The organism is Ruegeria sp. THAF33, assembly GCF_009363615.1.
In the GTDB taxonomy this organism is placed as follows: domain Bacteria; phylum Pseudomonadota; class Alphaproteobacteria; order Rhodobacterales; family Rhodobacteraceae; genus Ruegeria.
In genome coordinates, this window is record NZ_CP045384.1 from 892,972 (window position 1) to 912,351 (window position 19,380).

Genomic DNA, 19,380 nt, shown 5'->3' on the forward strand with positions numbered 1-19,380 from the left:
CCGGATTTCTTCTTTGACTCTTTGGCGTCATCGGCGCACGATCCCTGCAAATTAAAACAGGGAGATTCAATATGTTGACGCGTTTCCTGGCTTCGGCTGCAATTCTTGGCCTGACCGCTGGCGTGGCGGCGGCAGAATACAAGCTGACCATTCTGCATACTAACGACATTCACAGTCGTATCGAGTCGATCAACAAATACGACTCGACCTGTGACGCAGAAGGCGAAGCCGAAGGTAAGTGTTTCGGCGGCGTTGCACGCCTCAAGACCATGGTAGACGCCCGACGCGATGCGCTGGCGGATCAGAATGTGCTGCTGCTGGATGCGGGGGATCCGTTCCAGGGATCGCTGTTCTACACAACATATAAGGGCGCGGCAGAGGCCGAGTTCATGGAAGCCATCGGTTACGATGTCATGGCTGTTGGCAACCACGAATTCGACGATGGCCCGGAAGGTCTGGCGTCGTTCATCGACGCGGTCAGTTTCCCAGTGATCTCGGGCAATCTGGACCTGTCGTCGTCGGCCGAGTTGAAGGACAAGGTCGGCAACCATGTTGTGCTTGACGTTGGCGGTCAGAAGGTCGGCATAATTTCAGCACTGGCAACGGACACGGTTGAAACGTCAAGCCCCGGCAAGGACGTAATTTTCAAGGATGAGATAGAAAGCCTGCAGGCTGATGTAGCTGCCTTGCAGGATGAAGGTGTCAATATCATCATTGCTTTGAACCATGTTGGATTGGCCAAGGATCTGGAGATCGCAGAGCAGGTGCCGGGGCTTGACCTTGTTGTCGGCGGCCATTCGCACACGCTGCTCTCGAACACGCAGGAAGGTGCGGCTGGGTCATATCCGATGATGGTCGGTGATGTCCCGATCGTGCAGGCCTATGCCTATTCCAAATATCTGGGCGAGATCACACTTACCTTTGATGATGACGGCAACCTGATTTCAGCGGAAGGTGAGCCTATCCTGCTTGACGCGTCTGTCACGCCCGATGCGGATATCGCTGCACGCGTGGCCGAGATGGGCGCACCGATCGAAGAAATGAAGCAACGCGTCGTTGCCAACTCGGCCGCTGCAATTGAAGGCGATCGGGCGGTTTGCCGCGTACAAGAATGCGAAATGGGTAACCTTGTCGCCGACGCCATGCTGGCGCGGGTTGCCGAACAGGGCGCTCAGATTGCGATTGCGAATTCTGGCGGTCTGCGCGCGTCGATTGACGAAGGCGAAGTGACCATGGGCGAAGTGCTGACCGTGCTGCCGTTTCAGAACACGCTGTCCACTTTTGAGATCACCGGGCAGACCGTCATTGACGCTCTGGAAAACGGCGTAAGCCAGGTTGAAGAGGTCAAGGGCCGGTTCCCGCAAGTGGCGGGCCTGCGCTTTACCTGGGATCCCAGCGTAGCGCCGAACGAAGGGCGTATCATTGATGTGATGGTCGCCGAGGGTGATGGGTTCGTTCCGATTGATCCGAACAAAACCTACCTGGTCGTAACCAACAACTACGTCCGCAACGGTGGCGATGGGTATTCGATGTTCGAGGGCGACGACAAGAACGCCTATGACTTCGGTCCGGATCTTGCGGATGTAACCGCGGAATATCTGGCCGAAAACGCGCCGTACCAGCCTTATGTCGACGGACGCATCCAGCAGAAGTGACTCTGTTTTTGAAAAGGAAAAAAGCCGCGTCATCATGATGCGGCTTTTCTGCTTCTGCGGATCAACTGAAATCGTATTCCGGCCAAAGTTCCGGGTCAAAGCCATCCAGCATCGGTTTGATCTGATCCGCGACCTCGCGCCAGCGCCCGATTGACTTGGTCGAGATCTTGTTGCGCACCTGATCCACGCTGGCCGTACGCACCTGTCTGGTGTTCTTTTCGGGGTGTACCATGGATTGGCACCACTCAATACCGCAAAACTCGGCAACGCGCTGGCTGTGGGTCAGGGGGTCCGCTACCAGATCTTCATAGGGCATTGTCAGAATGCGGTTTCCGAACAGCTTATCCCAATGAGACATGTAACGGCGATACAGATTTGCGGTATGCGCGATCGCTTCAAGGTTGGATGTGTCGTTCATGCCGTCTGCTAGGAACCGCTGGATCCATTTTGACAAACCGACATCGCGTGGATCCCGCAGCATGTTGATGATCCGGGCATTCGGGAAGGCTGCAAGAATGAAGCCGACATTTTGGTAGTTGTGCGGCATCTTGTCGACAAAGGCGATTGAATCCGTCGGAATCCCAGGCATCTGGTCCAGGTAGCTTTGGGCAATCGCCTTCGCGGCTTCTGAATCGAGCGACGTGCCGGACGTATAAAACTTGGCGGAAAGGTCGGTTATCAGCATCAGTTCACCGCAACCGGCGATACCGGGCGCAGAGCTCAGCATCATCTCCATCAAAGTGGTTCCGGATCGCGGCTGACCGATAACAAAAATTGGTACCGGCATACTGTTTTGCTCTGCATTGACCCGAGGCGATCCTTCAGGGAACAGGTCCAGAATATCGGATATTTTATTCTCTTCAGCTTCGGGGTCGTAGGGCAGGATGCTCTGTTGGATTGCGTTTGCCTTTGCAAATTGCGGCAACGCCTTGGCCAAGCCTTCGCTTTTTTCGATCAGATGTGCCTTGGCAAACTCGAGCTCTTGCAAAGGTTGATCTGTCTGAGCGATGGCCTCGTTCAACGCAAGGATCATCTGCGGCACGTTTTCCGGTGCGGTCAATATTGCGGATTGCAACAGGGCATTCGGGTTGTGGGGATCGGTTTCCAGGATGTTTTGCAGAACTTTGATCGCTTGGGCTCTGTCACCGGCCTGATGCAGATTGATGGCCATTTGCAATGCAATCGTTGTATTCTTTGCTGCCAGCTCGTACGCGCGTTGGATATCCCGCGTGCTTTCCTCGACAAAACCGATGCTTTGGTAGGCGCGGGCACGCTTTGAAAGCAATTCCGCGTTGTCCGGATCTGACGCCAGTTTGTGTGTAGTGAACTGGATGATGGATCGCCAGTTTTCCCCTTGGCGCTGTATTTCGTCAATGACTCTGGTGAGTTCCCGATTGTTTGGAAATCTTTCAATCTTTTTCTCTGCGTAGGTCAATGCCTGCACAATTTGCCCTGTTTGCATCAAGGCGTTAGCCAGATTCTCGGCAAATTGCGGATCATCGGGCTTCATCCGCGAGGCTTCAACAAAATACGGAATGGATTTCCTGTACTGCTTCATCTCTGTCAAAACGAAACCGGCGATGGCTTGGTAGTCCGAGTCCTTCGGGAATTTCTTGATACCCAGCTGGGCCTTTTTCAGCGCCTGTGACAGCTTGCCCGCATCCAAAAGGGCCATTGCTTTGCTCTTGAGGGATTGCGTTATTTGGTTTTCCATATGACCCCGTAAGATCCTGCGCCAGTATCAATTTAGTATCGGTGGTTCATTACCCATGTGCGGACGGTTTGCAATAACTCTTCCCAATGACGCGATGGCGCAGCTGTTCTCCGCGCGTCCGGCAAACGCGTTGCCGACAGTACCGAATTTCAATGTTTGCCCGACAAATCAGGTGCATGTGGTTCGGGGTGGTGACTCAGGTCGGCGTCTGGATGCGCTGCGCTGGGGGTTCCTGCCACATTGGTACAAGACGGAAACCGCCGGGCCTTTGCTGATCAACGCCCGCGCCGAGACTTTGGCGGAAAAGCCTGCCTTTCGCGATGCCTGCCGGTCGCGTCGCTGTCTGATTGTCGCAACGGGGTTCTACGAATGGACCAAGACGGACGAGGGAACGCGCTTGCCATGGTACATCCATCGTAGGGACGGCGCCCCCATTGCCTTTGCGGGGATCTGGCAGGATTGGGGGGTGGATGAAAACCGTCAGGGCACCTGTGCCATCGTGACGACGGCGGCCAACGAAAACCTTGGCACCATCCATCATCGGATGCCCCTGATCCTCGAACCCGAACATTGGTCCTTGTGGCTGGGAGAAGCGGGAAAAGGCGCTGCTCGTTTGATGCAGCCGGGGGCAGAGAATGTGCTGACGTTTCATCGCGTTGATCCAGTCGTGAACTCAAACCGGGCCAGCGGACCTGATCTGATCACGCCTTTGCACGAGTGAGGGCGTGCGGCCTTTTCTTTGCAGACGCGGCAAGCTAGACCATCGGCATGGCCCTGACCTTTTCTGATCTGACACAGCTTTATGCGCATGGTTTTGACACGGTCATCGATGTGCGCAGCCCGGCAGAGTTCGCTGAAGATCATCTGCCAGGCGCGATCAACCTGCCGGTTCTGAACAACGAGGAACGCGCCCGCGTCGGAACCATGTATGTACAGGAGAGCCCGTTTCTGGCGCGTAAACTCGGGGCCGCTTTGGTGTTCCGCAATGCGGCCAACCACATCGAGCAACATCTAAGTAACCACGAAGGCAGATGGCGCCCTCTGATCTATTGCTGGCGTGGCGGACAGCGTTCCGGGTCGTTCACTTGGATGCTGCAACAAATCGGCTGGCGAGCGGATGTGATCGAGGGCGGCTATCGCACCTACCGCAGGCTGGTGAATGCGTATTTGTACGATGATCCGTTGCCGCATCGGTTGGTGGCGCTGGATGGCTATACCGGAACGGCCAAGACAGAATTGCTGGCACGTTTGCAGTCACGCGGGGTGCAGGTTCTTGACCTCGAAGCACTAGCCAATCACCGAGGGTCTCTGCTGGGGGAAAGACCGGGCGGCCAGCCCAGCCAGAAAGCTTTTGAATCGGCCCTGGCAGGGGCGCTTTGTGCGATGGATACGGCGCGCCCGGTCGTCATCGAAGCGGAATCGTCCAAGATCGGCAGCCTGATACTGCCGCCCAGCCTGTGGAACGCTTTGTGCGCAGCCCCACGGGTGAACATCACGGCTCCGCTCGAGGCGCGCGCCGCCTATCTCGTTCAGGCCTATGACGACATCCTGTCTGACAGTGACCGTTTGAGGGACCGTTTGTCGCCGCTGCGCTTTCATCGCGGGCACGAGGTCGTGGATGGTTGGATGCAGCTGATCGAAGCAGGTCAAAAACAGGTGCTGACCCAGGCCCTGATGGAGCAGCATTACGACCCGGCATACGCAAAGTCGCGGCGATCCCGTTCCGTCAAGGTTCTGGCCGATATTGAGATCGCCCTTCTGAACGATGCCGGCCTGAGCGAGGCGGCCGCCCGGATCGAAACCCTGCTGGATCAGTCCTGAAGGCGCAGTCCCGGTGCATCGGTGAGCTCGCCGATTGCCATAGCCGGATATCCAGCGTTCCTGAGGTCATTCAGGACGGTATCGGCGTCCGCTGCCGCCACCGCGGCCAGCAGGCCGCCTGCTGTCTGCGGGTCGAATATCAGGGCGGCTTTGCCCTCGGCGGGCAGGGCAGGTGCTATTGCCCTGTTGTCTGCAAAAAGGGTTGATCGAACGCCCCGATCCGTCAGTTCCTGCGCGCCATCCATCACCTCCACGGCACCCAGATCCATCATGGCCCCGCATCCGGAAGCGTCGCAGATGCCTTGCAGATGTCCGGCCAGACCAAACCCGGTCACGTCGGTCATCGCATGGGCCCCGGCCAATATGCGGGCCGCCTTGCCCTGCGGCTGCGCCATGTGCCGGAAGGCTGCGGCCACCCAGGCGCCATTGGCCTGGCCTGCCATCTCGGCCGCCATAAGAACGCCGCTTCCTATGGGTTTGGTCAGGATCAGACAGTCGCTCGGTTGCCCGCCGGCCAGCGTAATCGGGTCGGCGTCGCACAGGCCGGTCAGTGTGAAACCGATTGTCATCTCGTCACCCATGGAACTGTGCCCGCCCACGATATCGGCACCGGCGTCCCGCATGACGTCTCCTGCGATCGACATGATTTCCGACATGGTACGGCGTTGCAGGGCAGCAGACATGCGCGGAAGGATGATCGTTGCCGTGGCAGCCTGAGGCGTGGCCCCCATGGCCCACACATCCCCCAGGGCATGTACAGCGGCGATGCGCGCCATAAGTGCGGGATCATTGGTAAAAGCCCGCAGGTGATCTGATGTCATGACCTGCCGAACCCCGCCCGTCTGAAGCAGAGCCGCGTCGTCGCCGGGCAGGGGGATGATATCCGGGCGAACGGGATCGGGCTGCGATTTCAGCGCCACCTGCAATGCTCCGCGCCCGACCTTGGCACCGCATCCGCCACACATCGGTTTTTCGCCCAGCACCTCGACAAGCCCGGCGGCATGTGCACGCGGCAGCGCGGGGGGCTTCATCTGCGGCAGGTCCCGGAACTTGTTCATGAAAGTCCGGTCGATGTGGTTCTTCCATTTCCACATCATCGCTCCGCTGTGGGACAACCCCAACCGCTCGCCCAGCGCTGATTTGCCGCCTAGCGAAATCAGCTTCAGGTAATCTTTCTGCGGGACGTACTTGCGCATCCGTCCAGCCCCCAGCGCCGCGCGCAGATTGTCGAACAGAACCGGTGCTTCGCGCACTGCATATACACCGGCTTTGGGTCTGGGATTGTCCGTCAGATGGGCGCAATCACCGGCGGCAAAAACCACGGGATCGCTGGATTGCAGGTAGCTGTTTACCCGGATGAAGCCATCCTCAAGGTCCAGCCCGGTCTTTTCGATCCAGCCATAGGGGCGGGCTCCGGCCGCCCCTGTCACGAAACCAGCCGGGATCTTGCGCCCGTCCTGCAATGCGACGTGATCCGAAGCGATCCGGTTGATCGCGGCGTTTTCGATCACCTCTACACCAAGATCCTGCATCGCACGGCGGATCGTCTCTGCTGCTTTGGGTTTGGTGGCCGTCAGGGCAATGGCATTGTCGATCAGCGTAACCTGCGCTGGCCGACCCTTGGCCCCGAGCGCGTGAGCCATCGCCATGACCAGTTCAACCCCGGCGATTCCACCGCCGATCACGACGACCGAGGCAGGGCCGCTGCCCGCCAGATAAGCAGCCCATTCTGCCGCGAATGGTCCCAGTGGTTTGGCCGGTACGGCATGTTCCGCAAAGCCGGGCATTGCGGGCATGTCCGAAGTGATCCCAACATTGACCGACGCCACATCGAAACCTACCGGAGGACGCCCGGGAACATGGATTTCCTGACGATCGGTATCGATTCCATCGACCGCGCCCAGAATGACGCGCGCGCCTGCGAAGCGGGCCAGTCTGACCAGATCGATGTCCAGCTCCGACCGGTCATAATGCCCGGCGACATAGCCTGGCAGCATCCCGGAATACGGGGCCGTCGGGCCGGGGTTTATCACGGTCACACGCGCCCCCGGCAACGGGTCCATCCCCCATTTGCGCAGCAGCAGCGCGTGGGTGTGACCTCCGCCAACAAGAACCAGATCGCGGGTCAGGGGCAGCGGAGGAATATGCATCGGTTTCAATTCGCGCTATGATCCGGAACGTCTTCGACCTGCTCGACGGCGTGGGTGGCCCAAAGTTCATCCTCGCCGGCATCCGGCAGGTCTTCGGGTTTTTCATGCCGGTGTATGTGCCACTTTGCAATGAACAGGGCCGTGATCGGAGCGGTCAGGAACAGGAACAGAGTGATCAGCAGCTCGTGCAGGGACAGCTTTCCTTCCAGAAGAACAGAATGCACGATCGAAGCCAGAAGCACGCCGCCCACCCCCAAGGTCGTTGCCTTGGTCGGGGCGTGCAGGCGGGACATCGGGTCTTTCAGCTTGATCATGCCAAAAGACCCGACAAAGCCGAAGATACCCGAGACGATCAGGAAAAAGGCGATCAGCAGTTCCACGATGAATGTCATCCCGCCCTCATTCGATAATGTTGCCGCGCAACATGAAGCGCGCATAGGCCACGGTGGAAACAAAACCGAGCATGGCAATGATCATGGCGGCCTCGAAAAAGATCTCGGTCCCCTGATCCAGCCCATATAGGATCATCAGGGCGATGGTGTTGATCACCATAGTGTCTAAGGCCAGAACCCGGGTGCCGACCCCGTCAGCGGTTATGATACGCCACAGACACATCATGATCGCCGCACCGAAACAGGCAAATGCAAAATAAATCGCGTAGTCGATCATTCGAAAATCTCCTTCAGGCGACGTTCATAGCGCTGTTTGATCTGGTCCCGCACGGCTTCGGGGTCCGGGGCATCAAGACAGTGCACCAGCAGATTATGCCCCTGAGCTGACAAATCACAACTGACGGTGCCCGGAGTCATCGTGATGGTGCCCGCAAGAACCGTGATCGCTTCGGGTGTGCGCAGTTCAAGCGGGACGCAGATCCAGTTGGGCTGGCGGCTATCATTGCGTTTGAACAGGATGATCCGGGCCACTGTCACGTTCGCAACCACGATATCCCAAAGCACCACCAACATGTATTCCACAACCATTGGCCAGTTGCGAAGCTTGGGACGATCCGGCCAGTAGGGTTGCGTGACGAACGGAATGATGATCCCGAGGATCAGACCAAAGATCAAAGAGTTCAGCGAAGGCTTGTTCGCCAGCAGAATCCAGACAAGCGTCAGCAAAATCGTCAGGTGGGGGTGCGGGAAAATTCGGCGCAGCAGTTTCATCACTCTTCCCTTCCCAAGACGGCAGAGATGTAGTTTTCAGGGGTAAACAACTGCTCTGCGGTTTTGCTCGTGTACTCCAGGGCCGGACCCGCGAACAGGGTCAGCAGGACCAGACCTGCCACGGCCCCGAACACAGCCGTAAAAGCAAGGCCGGGTTGCGGTTCGGGGGCGGCGGGTGCAGACGCGTTTTCGCCTTCGGCGGTTTCATCGGTTGTGACAACCTCAGCGTCGTAGCTTTTCCAGAAAATCAGCGTCCCGGCACGGGCCAGCCCGACGATGGTGACGAATGATCCAATCAGGATAACGGCCCAGACCGAGGTGGCATCGGATGCATCACGCGAAGCGTCCAGAACCAAAAGCTTGCCAACAAAGCCGGACAACGGCGGCATTCCAGCCATCGCGATGGCGCCGACAAAGAACAGGGCAGCAATCAACCCGCTTTGCGGCATCGGCGGCTTGGGGGCTATGGCCCCTCCCTGCCGTTCCATGATCAGGTCAGCAATGAGGAACAGCAACGCGGTCGCAAGTGTCGAATGGAACACGTAATAAAGGGCGGCTGCCGTCGCGCCGGGCGTGAACTGCGAAATCGCGATCAGCAAAGTACCCATGGACGCGATGGCGCAAAAGGCAACCATGCGGGCAATATGCTGCGATCCCAGAATGCCGATGGCACCGACGGCAAGCGTCAGCAGCGCCGCGGGTTGCAACCAATCGCCAACCAGACCCTGCGTGACTTCGACGTCGGGACCGAAGGCCAGAGTGTACATTCGCAGGATCGAATAGGCCCCTACCTTGGTCATGATTGCAAACAGGGCCGCAACAGGCAGCGGGGCGTTGGCATAGCTGGCGGGCAGCCAGAAGTGCAGCGGCAGAACGGCAGCCTTGATGCAGAAGACCAGCAGCAACAGCACCGCACCAACCCGCAGCAATGCGGTATCTTCAGCCGGAATCTCCGCAACGCGCAGGGCGATGTCCGCCATGTTCAGCGTACCGGTCACGCCATAGATCGTGCCAAGGGCAAACAGAAACAGGGTCGACCCCAACAGGTTATACGCCACATACTGCACACCCGCTTTCAACCGTACCGCGCCACCGCCATGTGTCATAAGGCCGTAAGACGCGATCAGCAGCACCTCGAAAAACACGAAAAGGTTGAAGGCGTCGCCGGTCAGGAAGGCGCCACAGACGCCCATGAGCTGGAAATGAAACAGCGCGTGGAAATGCTTGCCCCGGTCATCCCAGCCCGAGGCGATGGCATAAAGCACGATCGGCAGGGCCAGCAGGGCGGTCAGCAGAACCATCATTGCGGACATGCGATCCAGCACCATGACGATGCCAAAGGGGGCGGGCCAGTCGCCAAGCTCGTACACCTGAATGACCCCGCCCGAGGCCTGAGCCGTGATTGTCAGCGCAATCCCAAGCAAAGCCACGACGCCCGCGACCGAGAAGATGCGTTGCAGGTCCAGATGGTATCGCAGGACCATGATGATGAATGGGGCCAGAATCGCGGGCAGGACGATCGGCGCAACGATCCAGTGGTTCATGCGTCATCTCCCGGCGCGTCAACACTGTCCTGGGCGGTCATGTCGATATGGTCATTCTTGGCAGACAGGTATGCGCTGAGCGAGATCATCACGATCACGGCTGTCATCCCGAACGAGATCACGATGGCCGTCAGGACCAGCGCCTGTGGCAATGGGTCGGTATAGGGGACGTCCTCGTACTTGTTCAGAACCGCTGGTGCGTTCAGCGCCAGTCGTCCGGTCGCGAACAGGAAGACGTTCACCGCGTATGTGATCAGAGACAGGCCCAGAATGACCGGAAACGTCCGACGGCGCAGGATCAGGAAGATCCCGGCAGCGGTCATGATACCGACGGCAGAGGCTACGAGCGCTTCCATCAGGCCTGCTCCTTCTCTTGTTCTTCTTCCGGAGGGTTGTCTCGCAGCGGGTTGATATCCATCGGGAATTCCTGTGCCATCCCCGGTTGCCACGCAAAGCGGGACAGGCTGTCCAATGCCAGCATGACCGCACCCAGAACCGCCAGGAATACGCCTGTATCAAACAGCATGGCGGTGGCCCATTCGAATTCCTCCAGCGGAGGCCAGTTGATGTAGCCGAAATCGCTGGTCAGGAAGGGGCGTTCATTGAACCAAGCACCCAACCCGGTTGCCGCGGCGATCAGAACGCCCCAGCCGATGGTGCCGTGGTAATAGAACCTTTGCCGCTCGATGGCCCAGGTATAGCCGCTGGCCATGTATTGCATCAGATAGGCGATGGCGACGATCAGGCCGGCGATAAAGCCGCCACCGGGCTGGTTGTGCCCGCGGAAAAAGATGTAAGCCCCGACCATCAGTGCGATCGGCATCATGACACGGGTGACCACAACCATCATCAGCGGATGCGAATCCCCGGATTGCGGCCAATGCGGTTTGCGGTTCAGCAGATAGCTGCGGACATTTGTACCGAGAACGGATTCCGTCAGCGCAAAGATGATCAGTGCGGCAATGCCCAGAACGATGATCTCGCCAAAGGTATCAAAACCCCGGAAGTCGACAAGGATCACGTTGACCACATTGGTGCCGCCGCCGCCTTTGTAGGAATTGGCCAGATGGAACTCTGAAATCGTCGGGAACGCGAAATCGCGCATCATCATCGCGTAGATCAACGCACCGGTGCCAAGGCCCGCGACCACGGAAATCGCCGCGTCCCGCCAGCGCCGTGCCGCCGAACTGTCCCAGGGCGTTTCGGTCGGCAGGAAGTTCAGCGACAGCAACAAAAGGATCATTGTCACCACTTCGACCGAGATCTGCGTCAAGGCAAGATCGGGGGCCGAGAGATAGTTGAAGGCAACCGAAACGATCAGGCCGACGACACCGATCAATACCAGTGACAAAAGACGATTCCGGTGGAACCACATAATGCCCAGCGTCGCACCCACAAGACAGATCCAGCCAAGGATAGGAATGATCTGAGCCGGCAGCGGAACGCGGGTTTCTATGCCGATGGTTCCGGTCGAATACGCGTAATAACCCAGGCCAACGGTAAAGGCGACGAAGATGATTGCATAGCGGCTAAGGACCCCGTTGTGCAACTCATCCGTGATCCATCGGCTCAACCTGGTCAGCGCTTCTATGATTGCTTCAAAGATCTGCTTGGCTTCGGGGCGGGGCAGAGCGTTCCAGATCTGCTCACCTCGTCTGTGCAACGCCAGCAGGAACAGACCGCCCAGCGTGGCCACGACCGACATGTAAAGGGCCGGTGTGAAGCCATGCCAGAGTTTCAGCGAGTAATACGGAAGCTTCTCGCCGCCAATCACCGCGCTGGACACCACTGCGACCAATGGGCCGACAATGGCCGCGGAATAGAGGCCGATCAGGATGACAAGTACGACCAGGAACGCGGGCGCGATCCACAACCCAACGGGCGGATCATGCGGATGTGCCGGATAATCTTCCCGCTGTGGTCCAAGAAAGACGTGGCTGACGAAGCGGAAGGAATAAGCGGCCGAGAACAACGCAGCCAAAAGCGCCAGCCCCGGCACCAGGTAATGAGAGTGCAGCCATGTGGTGTGCACGGTTTCTTCAAGCATCATCTCTTTGGACAGGAAACCGTTCAGAGGCGGCAGCCCGGCCATTGAAAGGGCGGCAATCGTGCCGATTGTGAAGGTGATCGGCATCAGGTGGCGCAAGCCACCCAGTCTTTTGATATCGCGCGTGCCTGTTTCGTGATCCACGATCCCGGCGGTCATGAACAAGGCGGCTTTGAACGTTGCGTGGTTGATGATGTGGAACACGGCAGCGACGGCGGCAATTTTTGTGCCAAAGCCCAGCAGCATGGTGATGAGGCCAAGATGCGAAACGGTCGAAAACGCCAGCAGCGCCTTAAGGTCGTCCTTGAACAACGCGATAGACGCGCCAATCAGCATGGTGATCAGCCCCGTCGTGGCGACGATGTAGAACCACGCATCCGTGCCGGCCAGAACCGGCCACATCCGTGCCATCAGAAACAGGCCCGCTTTCACCATTGTGGCAGAGTGCAGATAGGCCGAAACCGGTGTTGGCGCGGCCATGGCGTGCGGTAGCCAGAAATGAAACGGGAACTGCGCCGACTTGGTGAAACAGCCCAGCAGGATCAGGATCAGCGCCGGCATGTAGTAGGGTGAGGCCTGGATCAGTTCTTTGTTCTGCAAAATGACGCTGAGGTCATAAGACCCCACGATATTGCCGAGGATCAGCATCCCGGCAATCATCGCTAAACCGCCAGAGCCAGTGACAGCCAAAGCCATGCGCGCGCCCTGACGACCCTCGGGAAGGTGCTTCCAATAGCCGATCAGCAGGAATGAGCTGAGCGATGTAAGCTCCCAGAATATAAGCAGAAGCAGGATGTTGTCGGACAGGACAATCCCGACCATCGCGCCCTGAAACAGCAAAAGATAGGTAAAGAACTGCCCCATAGGATCTTCGCGCGACAGATAGAACCTTGCATAAAGGATGATCAGCAGCCCTATGCCCAGGATCAGCAACGCGAACAAAAATCCCAGGCCGTCCAGCATGAAATTCGCGTTCAGCCCCAGCCCCGGTATCCAGTCGAACCGGGCGGTCACGACGTCTCCGCGCATCACCGCAGGGATATGGATCAACAGGCCCATCAGGGCCAGGAATGTGGTCAACCCGGCGGCGGATGCGGCTGCGTTCCGGCCTGCCCGGATCAGCAGGGCAGGAAAAACAGCGCCGAGAAAGGGAAGGGCCGCGATGAGGAATAGGGACAAGTGCGATACTCCGGTCTGGGCGGTCAGTGTGAAGCCAATTTTGTAAGGATATTTTCCCGACTGTCCAGATATTGTAACTTTTTTACAGAGTCCTATAGGCCGCATCAAAAACTCTGCAAGGATTCGAAAAAATGACGTGATCTTGATGCGGGTCGGGTTTTTCGACGCCCCGGTTTCAGACCATCTGTGATAGAACACATGTCAGCGAACAGGAGGCTGAATCTTGGCCGAGAAAGTGAACCGAGCCCGAAGATGGATGTTGATCGGCGCATGCGCGGCGATTGCAGGCGGGTTTGCGATCAGGGAATACCGTTTGATCCCCGAAGACCACGGCGGCGGCCGGATAACGGTTGCCGAGGCCCATGAGCAGGCCTCGAAGGGAAACGTTCTGTTGATCGATATCCGCACGCCGCGTGAATGGCGCGCATCGGGCATTGGCGAAGGTGCCGTGCCGCTGGACATGCGGCGCGAGGATTTTGTCAAAGCACTGACGGAATTGGCTGGCGGCGATCCGGCGACCCCGGTGGCCTTGATTTGCGCGCGCGGCGTGCGCTCGGCGCGCCTGAGCAACCGCCTGATCGAAGCTGGATTCACCAATGTGATCGACGTGCCCGAGGGTATGTTGGGTTCGGCCGCAGGGCCGGGATGGGTTCGGGCCGGATTGCCGGTGCGCAAATATGATAAGGATGCAGGATGATCCGGGAATTCAGCCTTGTTTTGGCCTTGGCAGTGACCGGGCAGATCGCTTTCGCGGGGTGTGCCGGACAAGAGGATACCTGTGAGACACCCATGGGGGCCTATCACATCGAACTGCCCGATGTGGACAATGCGCCCATGGTGGTGTTCCTGCATGGGTATGGCGGCAGCGGGTCGGGCACGATGCGCAACCGCGGGATGGTCGAACCGCTGTTGAGCCGCGGTTATGCGGTGATGGCCCCTGAGGGGTTGGAACGGCCCGACCGGGGCAGCACCAAAAGCTGGAATTTCTATCCCGGTTTTGGTGAGCGGGACGAAACCGCCTTTCTGGCCGAAGCGGTGCAAGATGCGGCACGGCGGTTTGGCATCGACGCTGACCGTGTCCTGCTGGGCGGGTTTTCCGCCGGCGCCTTCATGGTCAACTATCTGGCCTGCGAGAGCCCCGATACGTTTTCGGCCTATGTCCCGGTGTCCGGTGGTTTCTGGCGCCCGCACCCCGAAACCTGCAACGGTCCGATCCGCATGTTCCACACGCATGGCTGGACCGACAATGTGGTGCCGCTGGAAGGGCGCTTGCTGGGCGGAGGACGCTTTCAGCAGGGTGATATCCATGCGGGTCTCGAAATCTGGCGAGATGCGAACGGTTGCGTCGATCACAAACCGACCGGGTTCAGCACGACGGGGGATTTCATGCGCCGCCGCTGGACCACATGTGCCAAAGGCAGCGCGCTGGAATTTGCTCTGTTTCCCGGAGGGCACACCGTTCCCGCGGGCTGGGCCGATATGATAGTCGATTGGTACGAAGGGCTTCCCGGCAGTTGATCACTCGGCCGGGGTCATGTTGCCTTTGCCTTCGACCAGTCGCTTCAGTTCATCGCGATAGCGGCGCGCTGACCGGGTAATGGCGGGTTCGCTGAAGTCTTCCCGCATTCCGACCATCTTGCGCGCGGCACCTGCCGAGACACCGCTGAGCGCTGACAACGGGATAGCCAGCGCCAGACTGATTGCGATCGGGGCCAGCCAGATCGACACCAGCCCGGACAGGATACCGACACTCAGCGCCACTCCAATGATGGTTTCAAGCGCATGGCACAGGATCAGCGTTCGCAGACCATAGGTGCCACCGTCGCGCGCCTGAGGCGACCAGCCGCGCTGAATGCCGAAAGCCGTACGGAATACAGCGATCATCTGTTGCACCATCAGGATCGGAGCGTAAAGGATTGACAGCAGAACCTCGGCCAGGAAAGAGGCAAGGAATTTGCGCCCGCCACCGAAATCCGCGTAGCGTACACCGCTCAACGGCAGGGCTAGAACGCCCAGAACCTTGGGGGCCAACAACATCGCGTACATGACCAGAATGATCAGCACGTGACGGGTTTCCGACATCTCGGGCCATTGCGGGAACAAAGGATTGTCAGGGCTGAAATAATGCAGGACAGAGGCATCCTGACCCTGACCGATCAGCGCCCACATCAACAGTAGCGCAAACCACAACGGGGACATCAGATAGCCGACCGCGCCGTGGAACATGTGAAACCGCGACACGGCACGGAACCCGGAAGAACCCAGCAGTTTCAGGTGTTGCAGGTTGCCCTGACACCAGCGGCGGTCCCGCATGGCGTGATCGATGAGGGTCGGCGGTGTTTCTTCATATGACCCGCGAATACGCGGCAGGAATCGCACGGCCCACCCGGCGCGGCGCAGCAGGCCGGCCTCGACGAAGTCGTGGCTCATGATCAGCTTGTCCTGACCGCTGAACGACCGCAGCTTGGGCAGGCCGGCGCTGGTGGCAAAGGCCTTGGTGCGGATAATCGCGTTGTGGCCCCAATAGTTGCCCTCTTGCCCGCACCAACGGGCCAGACCTTCGGCAAAGGCGATGCCATAGACGCCATTTGCAAATTGCTGCATCCGGGCAAAGACCGACTGTGCGCCGATCAACTGCGGATAGCTTTGAATCAAGCCCGCACCCGGATCGCATGCCAGTGCATCGGTCAGGCGATGGATCGCGCGCCCGGTCATCAGGCTGTCGGCATCCAGCACCAGCATGGCATCCCAATCCGCGCCCCAGCGGCTGACCCAGTCGGCGATATTGCCGACTTTGCGGTCGGTATTCTGTTCGCGGCGGCGATAATACAGCTCGAGCCCGGGTGCCAGCGTGGTGCGCAGTGCTTCGACGCTGGCCTGTTCCTGCGCCGCAATCTCGGGATCGCGCGTGTCCGACAGAATGAACATGGCATAGTGGTGTTTGCCGCCGCGCGCCTGAAGATCCTCCAGCATGGTGCGGGCATTGCCCAACACGTTCCAGGGGACTTCATTGTACACCGGGGTCAGCAGGGCCACCCGCAGGGGTTGCGCCGCGGTCCGGCGCTCGGGGCGTTCCTGTTTCGCCAGCGACACCATGCCCAGCAAAACGGTGCAGACGGTGAAGGAAATCCAGAAGAAGTTGAACGAAATCAAAGCCAAAAGGATGGCTTCGACCACGTTTATGCCTTCCGCGCCGAACCAGTCGCACATGACCCACAGCAACGCCAGAGTGGCGGCCATGGCAGGCGAAAAAACCAGCGCGCGCCAGAATCCGGCAGTTGATTTGTGCTGACTGGAAGGCGCATCGGCATCCCGGAACCGTGCGCCAAAATTCTGCGCCGGCATCGCCAGAGGGGCCTCGGGCGGCATGATATGCAGATCGCGGCTCATGCGGTCCAACGGTACAGCCAGACTTCCGAGGCGGGCTGTTTGTCTTTCAACAATTGCGCGCGCAACTCGACATGGTTGCGTTCGCCGGGCTGGAATGAAAACGCCAGGCGTGGACCACCGGTATCCGGGTTGCGCTGCAAGACGCCTTCCGAAGTTTCCGCATGTGGCGAATCCACAAAGACAGTGATTGCGCCCAGGTCCTCGAACAGCTCGCTGTCTTCAAAATCGATGACGGCCAGCCGGCCTTCGCCAAAGGTGTTTTCGCCCATCGCGGTGTTGATCACGCGCGGCATCGGTGTGCGCTGGGGTTCTTCCCCCCAGATCAGGCGATAGGACAGATCAACCTGACTGCCTGCCGCATAGGGTTCAGCGGGCCTCCAGTAGGCGACGATGTTGTCATAGATTTCCTGATCTGCCGGGATCTCGACCAGCGTGACCGAGCCTTTGCCCCAGTCTTCCTGGGGCTCGACCCACAGGCCCGGGCGCTTGTGGTAATTGGCCTCGAGATCGGCATAGTCCGAAAACTCTCGTTTGCGCTGCATCAGACCAAACCCGCGCGGGTTTGTATCGACGAAGGATGAAACCTGCAATCGGGTCGGATTGGCCAACGGACGCCACAGGACCTCGCCCGCGCCATTGCGGATCATCAACCCGTCGCTGTCGTGCACAGCAGGGCGGAAATCGTCGAACCGGCTGTGGTTGGTCTGGTCGAACAGGAACATCGAAGTTCCCGGAGCGATACCCACATGGGGCAGGTCTTCGCGCGGGAACAGCGTTGCCTCGATATCCATGATGCAATCCGCGCCCGCCGTGACGTTGAAACGATAGGCGCCGGTCACGCTGGGGCTGTCCAACAATGCGTGCACGACCATGTTGCGTTGGCCCGGTTCGGGACGTTCCAGCCAGAAACGGATGAATTCGGGAAATTCCTCGCCATCCGGGTCGCCGGTTTTCAACGCCAGACCCCGCGCGGACAGTCCGTAAACCTCGTGCAGGCCAATGGCGCGGAAATAGCTGGCCCCCTGCCAGACGCAGAATTCATCTGTCTTGCCGGGGCGGTGCATTTCAGTGCGCAGGCGCAGGCCCGAGAAGCCCAGCGTGTCATCGATCGGCAGTTGCGGCACGTCTTCTGACTTGTCGAACATATCCAGATCGAAGGCGACCGGCTTGGTCATGCCGTTCTCGACCGTTTCCACCTTGACGGTGCGTGGGAAATACAGGCCGGGGGTGAAGAAATCCACGTTGAAGGGCGTCTCGGTTTCATACCACAGCGCCCGGTCAAGCCGGAACCGGATGGAACGGTATTGCTGATAGGTCAGGTCCTGCCATTCTTGCGGTACCATCTCGCGTTCCACATAGGGGCGGCTGGCCAGATCGCGGGCCATCTCGATCACATAGTCGCGGTCAAAAGGCGTCTCACCGCCCGTCGCATAGGCGGATGGAGCGAAGGCCAAAGCAGTCGTCGAGACGAGGAATGCGCGACGGGTAAAATTCATTTCTTCGACTTCCAGGGTTGTGACTTGAACCAAGCTGCCAGATAGGCAACGCCGATGATCATCGCAAACCCAATCATGTTGGCGATAAAGACAGTGGCGACATCCCGCCCAGCCTGATCCAGCGCGACGCCGATCAACCGGGCCGCGGCCATGGAAAACACGAAAACGGCAAGGGATTGCTGGCCGACCTTGGTGATAACGGCCAGCAGGAATTGCCAGATGCGTGCGCCCACACCATGACCCGTCGCGATCAGGCGGTGGCCGTGCTCGCCCGCTGCAACCCATCCCAGATAGGCCAGCGACAGAAAGTGGACATATCGAAGAAGGCCGAACTCGGTTTTGCCACGCAGCTCTTCGGTCAGGGGCCAGCCCTTGCGGATCACTGCGCCAAGCTCGGGTGCAGCCGTGTTGATCCAGGTGAAGACTTTCCATGACCCGAACGGGGCTGACAAAACGACGAAGGCAATCGCCACCCAGATCAAGGATTTCGACACGGGCGGGGCCGGAATCCAACCGCGCATGAAGGCGAAGCCGGTGAAAAACAGCAATTGCCATCCGAAGGGGTTGAAGAACCACTGGCGCTCGGACCAGGGTTCGGCGGGAAGGGCAAGCGCGCCGGTTTGGGCGATGAACCAGATGGCCACGCAAACTGCCGCCATCAGCCAGAAACTGACGCGGTAGAGCGCCATATAAAGCGGCATCAGCGCCAGTACGACCAGATACATCGGCAGGATATCGAAGTAGTTCGGCACATAGGTCAGTGTGAAAATCCCGACCAATTGCGGGGCCGGGTCATTGAAGAAATGCTGAAGGTTCAACGACGAGACATAGGTCTTCTCGAACGCGCCGGTCTGATCCAACGCGGCCATTGTCATTGCAACAAAGAAGAACAGGGCAATATGCGCCCAATAGACCTGCCAGATGCGGTAGGCCACTCGGGCGGTGCCCATCCACCATCCCTTGCGCAGAAATGCCCCGCCAAACGCAATGGCCGAGGCCATGCCCGAGCAGAACACAAAAATCTCGGTTGCGTCCGAGTACCCAAAGCGGGCAGGAATCCACTTTGCCCAGGGATCGTTGGGAATATGGGCGATCAGAATGATGAACATCGCGATGCCGCGATAGAAATCCAGACGCGGGTCACGCGCACTGGCAGGGGCTGCGGCCGGGGCCGCAGCGGGTACAAAATCAGAAGCGGGCGATATGGTCGCCATACGTTTT

At 59.0% G+C, this 19,380-nt stretch carries 16 protein-coding genes; 5 read left to right on the forward strand and 11 right to left on the reverse strand.

From position 1 onward, the window contains the following. Positions 1–71 precede the first annotated feature (71 nt). Positions 72–1,655, forward strand: coding sequence for a bifunctional UDP-sugar hydrolase/5'-nucleotidase (locus FIU92_RS04570; RefSeq protein WP_152457433.1), 1,584 nt, complete (start codon positions 72–74; stop codon positions 1,653–1,655). Between the two features lie 61 nt (positions 1,656–1,716). Here the strand turns inward: FIU92_RS04570 and FIU92_RS04575 are convergent, their stop codons facing one another. Next, a complete protein-coding gene (locus FIU92_RS04575) occupies positions 1,717–3,330 on the reverse strand; it encodes a tetratricopeptide repeat-containing sulfotransferase family protein (protein ID WP_254705358.1) in 1,614 nt (537 codons plus the stop codon). 94 nt (positions 3,331–3,424) lie between these two features. Here FIU92_RS04575 and FIU92_RS04580 point away from each other — a divergent pair, with 94 nt between their 5' ends. Both FIU92_RS04580 and mnmH read left to right on the forward strand, forming a co-directional pair. Beyond that, on the forward strand, positions 3,425–4,090 hold the full coding sequence (locus tag FIU92_RS04580) for an SOS response-associated peptidase (protein ID WP_152457435.1): 666 nt from the start codon (positions 3,425–3,427) through the stop codon (positions 4,088–4,090). A 47-nt stretch (positions 4,091–4,137) separates the two neighbouring features. Next, complete coding sequence (mnmH, locus tag FIU92_RS04585; protein WP_152457436.1) at positions 4,138–5,190, forward strand: tRNA 2-selenouridine(34) synthase MnmH; 1,053 nt, start codon at positions 4,138–4,140, stop codon at positions 5,188–5,190. Here mnmH and selD read toward each other — a convergent pair. From selD to FIU92_RS04620, 7 genes are read right to left on the reverse strand one after another with little or no spacing between them, the layout of a single operon-like run. Continuing rightward, complete coding sequence (gene selD, locus FIU92_RS04590; protein ID WP_152457437.1) at positions 5,181–7,340, reverse strand: selenide, water dikinase SelD; 2,160 nt, start codon at positions 7,338–7,340, stop codon at positions 5,181–5,183. The genes mnmH and selD overlap by 10 nt on opposite strands. A 5-nt stretch (positions 7,341–7,345) precedes the next feature. Beyond that, positions 7,346–7,732 carry a Na+/H+ antiporter subunit G gene (locus FIU92_RS04595; protein ID WP_152457438.1) on the reverse strand — a complete coding sequence of 129 codons (387 nt, stop codon included), beginning with the start codon at positions 7,730–7,732 and terminating at the stop codon, positions 7,346–7,348. A 7-nt stretch (positions 7,733–7,739) separates the two neighbouring features. Next, entirely contained in the window at positions 7,740–8,009 is a 270-nt protein-coding gene (locus FIU92_RS04600) for a K+/H+ antiporter subunit F (RefSeq protein ID WP_152457439.1), read from the reverse strand. Further along, positions 8,006–8,503 (reverse strand): Na+/H+ antiporter subunit E, encoded by a 498-nt coding sequence (locus FIU92_RS04605; RefSeq protein WP_152457440.1) that lies wholly within the window; start codon positions 8,501–8,503, stop codon positions 8,006–8,008. The genes FIU92_RS04600 and FIU92_RS04605 overlap by 4 nt, the downstream gene beginning before the upstream one ends. Next, on the reverse strand, positions 8,503–10,047 hold the full coding sequence (locus FIU92_RS04610) for a monovalent cation/H+ antiporter subunit D (RefSeq protein ID WP_152457441.1): 1,545 nt from the start codon (positions 10,045–10,047) through the stop codon (positions 8,503–8,505). The genes FIU92_RS04605 and FIU92_RS04610 overlap by 1 nt, the downstream gene beginning before the upstream one ends. Next, on the reverse strand, positions 10,044–10,403 hold the full coding sequence (locus FIU92_RS04615; RefSeq protein ID WP_152457442.1) for a Na+/H+ antiporter subunit C: 360 nt from the start codon (positions 10,401–10,403) through the stop codon (positions 10,044–10,046). The genes FIU92_RS04610 and FIU92_RS04615 overlap by 4 nt, the downstream gene beginning before the upstream one ends. Next, positions 10,403–13,273, reverse strand: coding sequence for a monovalent cation/H+ antiporter subunit A (locus tag FIU92_RS04620; RefSeq protein WP_152457443.1), 2,871 nt, complete (start codon positions 13,271–13,273; stop codon positions 10,403–10,405). The genes FIU92_RS04615 and FIU92_RS04620 overlap by 1 nt, the downstream gene beginning before the upstream one ends. Before the next feature lie 256 nt (positions 13,274–13,529). Here FIU92_RS04620 and FIU92_RS04625 point away from each other — a divergent pair, with 256 nt between their 5' ends. After that, positions 13,530–13,970, forward strand: coding sequence for a rhodanese-like domain-containing protein (locus FIU92_RS04625; protein ID WP_152459835.1), 441 nt, complete (start codon positions 13,530–13,532; stop codon positions 13,968–13,970). After that, on the forward strand, positions 13,967–14,791 hold the full coding sequence (locus FIU92_RS04630; protein WP_152457444.1) for a PHB depolymerase family esterase: 825 nt from the start codon (positions 13,967–13,969) through the stop codon (positions 14,789–14,791). The genes FIU92_RS04625 and FIU92_RS04630 overlap by 4 nt, the downstream gene beginning before the upstream one ends. Here FIU92_RS04630 and mdoH read toward each other — a convergent pair whose 3' ends face one another. From mdoH to FIU92_RS04645, 3 genes are read right to left on the reverse strand one after another with little or no spacing between them, the layout of a single operon-like run. Next, positions 14,792–16,663, reverse strand: a complete 1,872-nt coding sequence (mdoH, locus tag FIU92_RS04635; RefSeq protein WP_152457445.1) for a glucans biosynthesis glucosyltransferase MdoH — start codon at positions 16,661–16,663, stop codon at positions 14,792–14,794. Next, positions 16,660–18,159 carry a glucan biosynthesis protein gene (locus tag FIU92_RS04640; RefSeq protein WP_152457446.1) on the reverse strand — a complete coding sequence of 500 codons (1,500 nt, stop codon included), beginning with the start codon at positions 18,157–18,159 and terminating at the stop codon, positions 16,660–16,662. Before FIU92_RS04640 ends, mdoH begins: the two co-directional genes overlap by 4 nt. Beyond that, the gene (locus FIU92_RS04645) at positions 18,156–19,373 is read right to left on the reverse strand and encodes an OpgC family protein (RefSeq protein ID WP_152457447.1); all 1,218 of its coding nucleotides are present in this window, start codon (positions 19,371–19,373) and stop codon (positions 18,156–18,158) included. The genes FIU92_RS04640 and FIU92_RS04645 overlap by 4 nt, the downstream gene beginning before the upstream one ends. Positions 19,374–19,380: the final 7 nt, after the last annotated feature.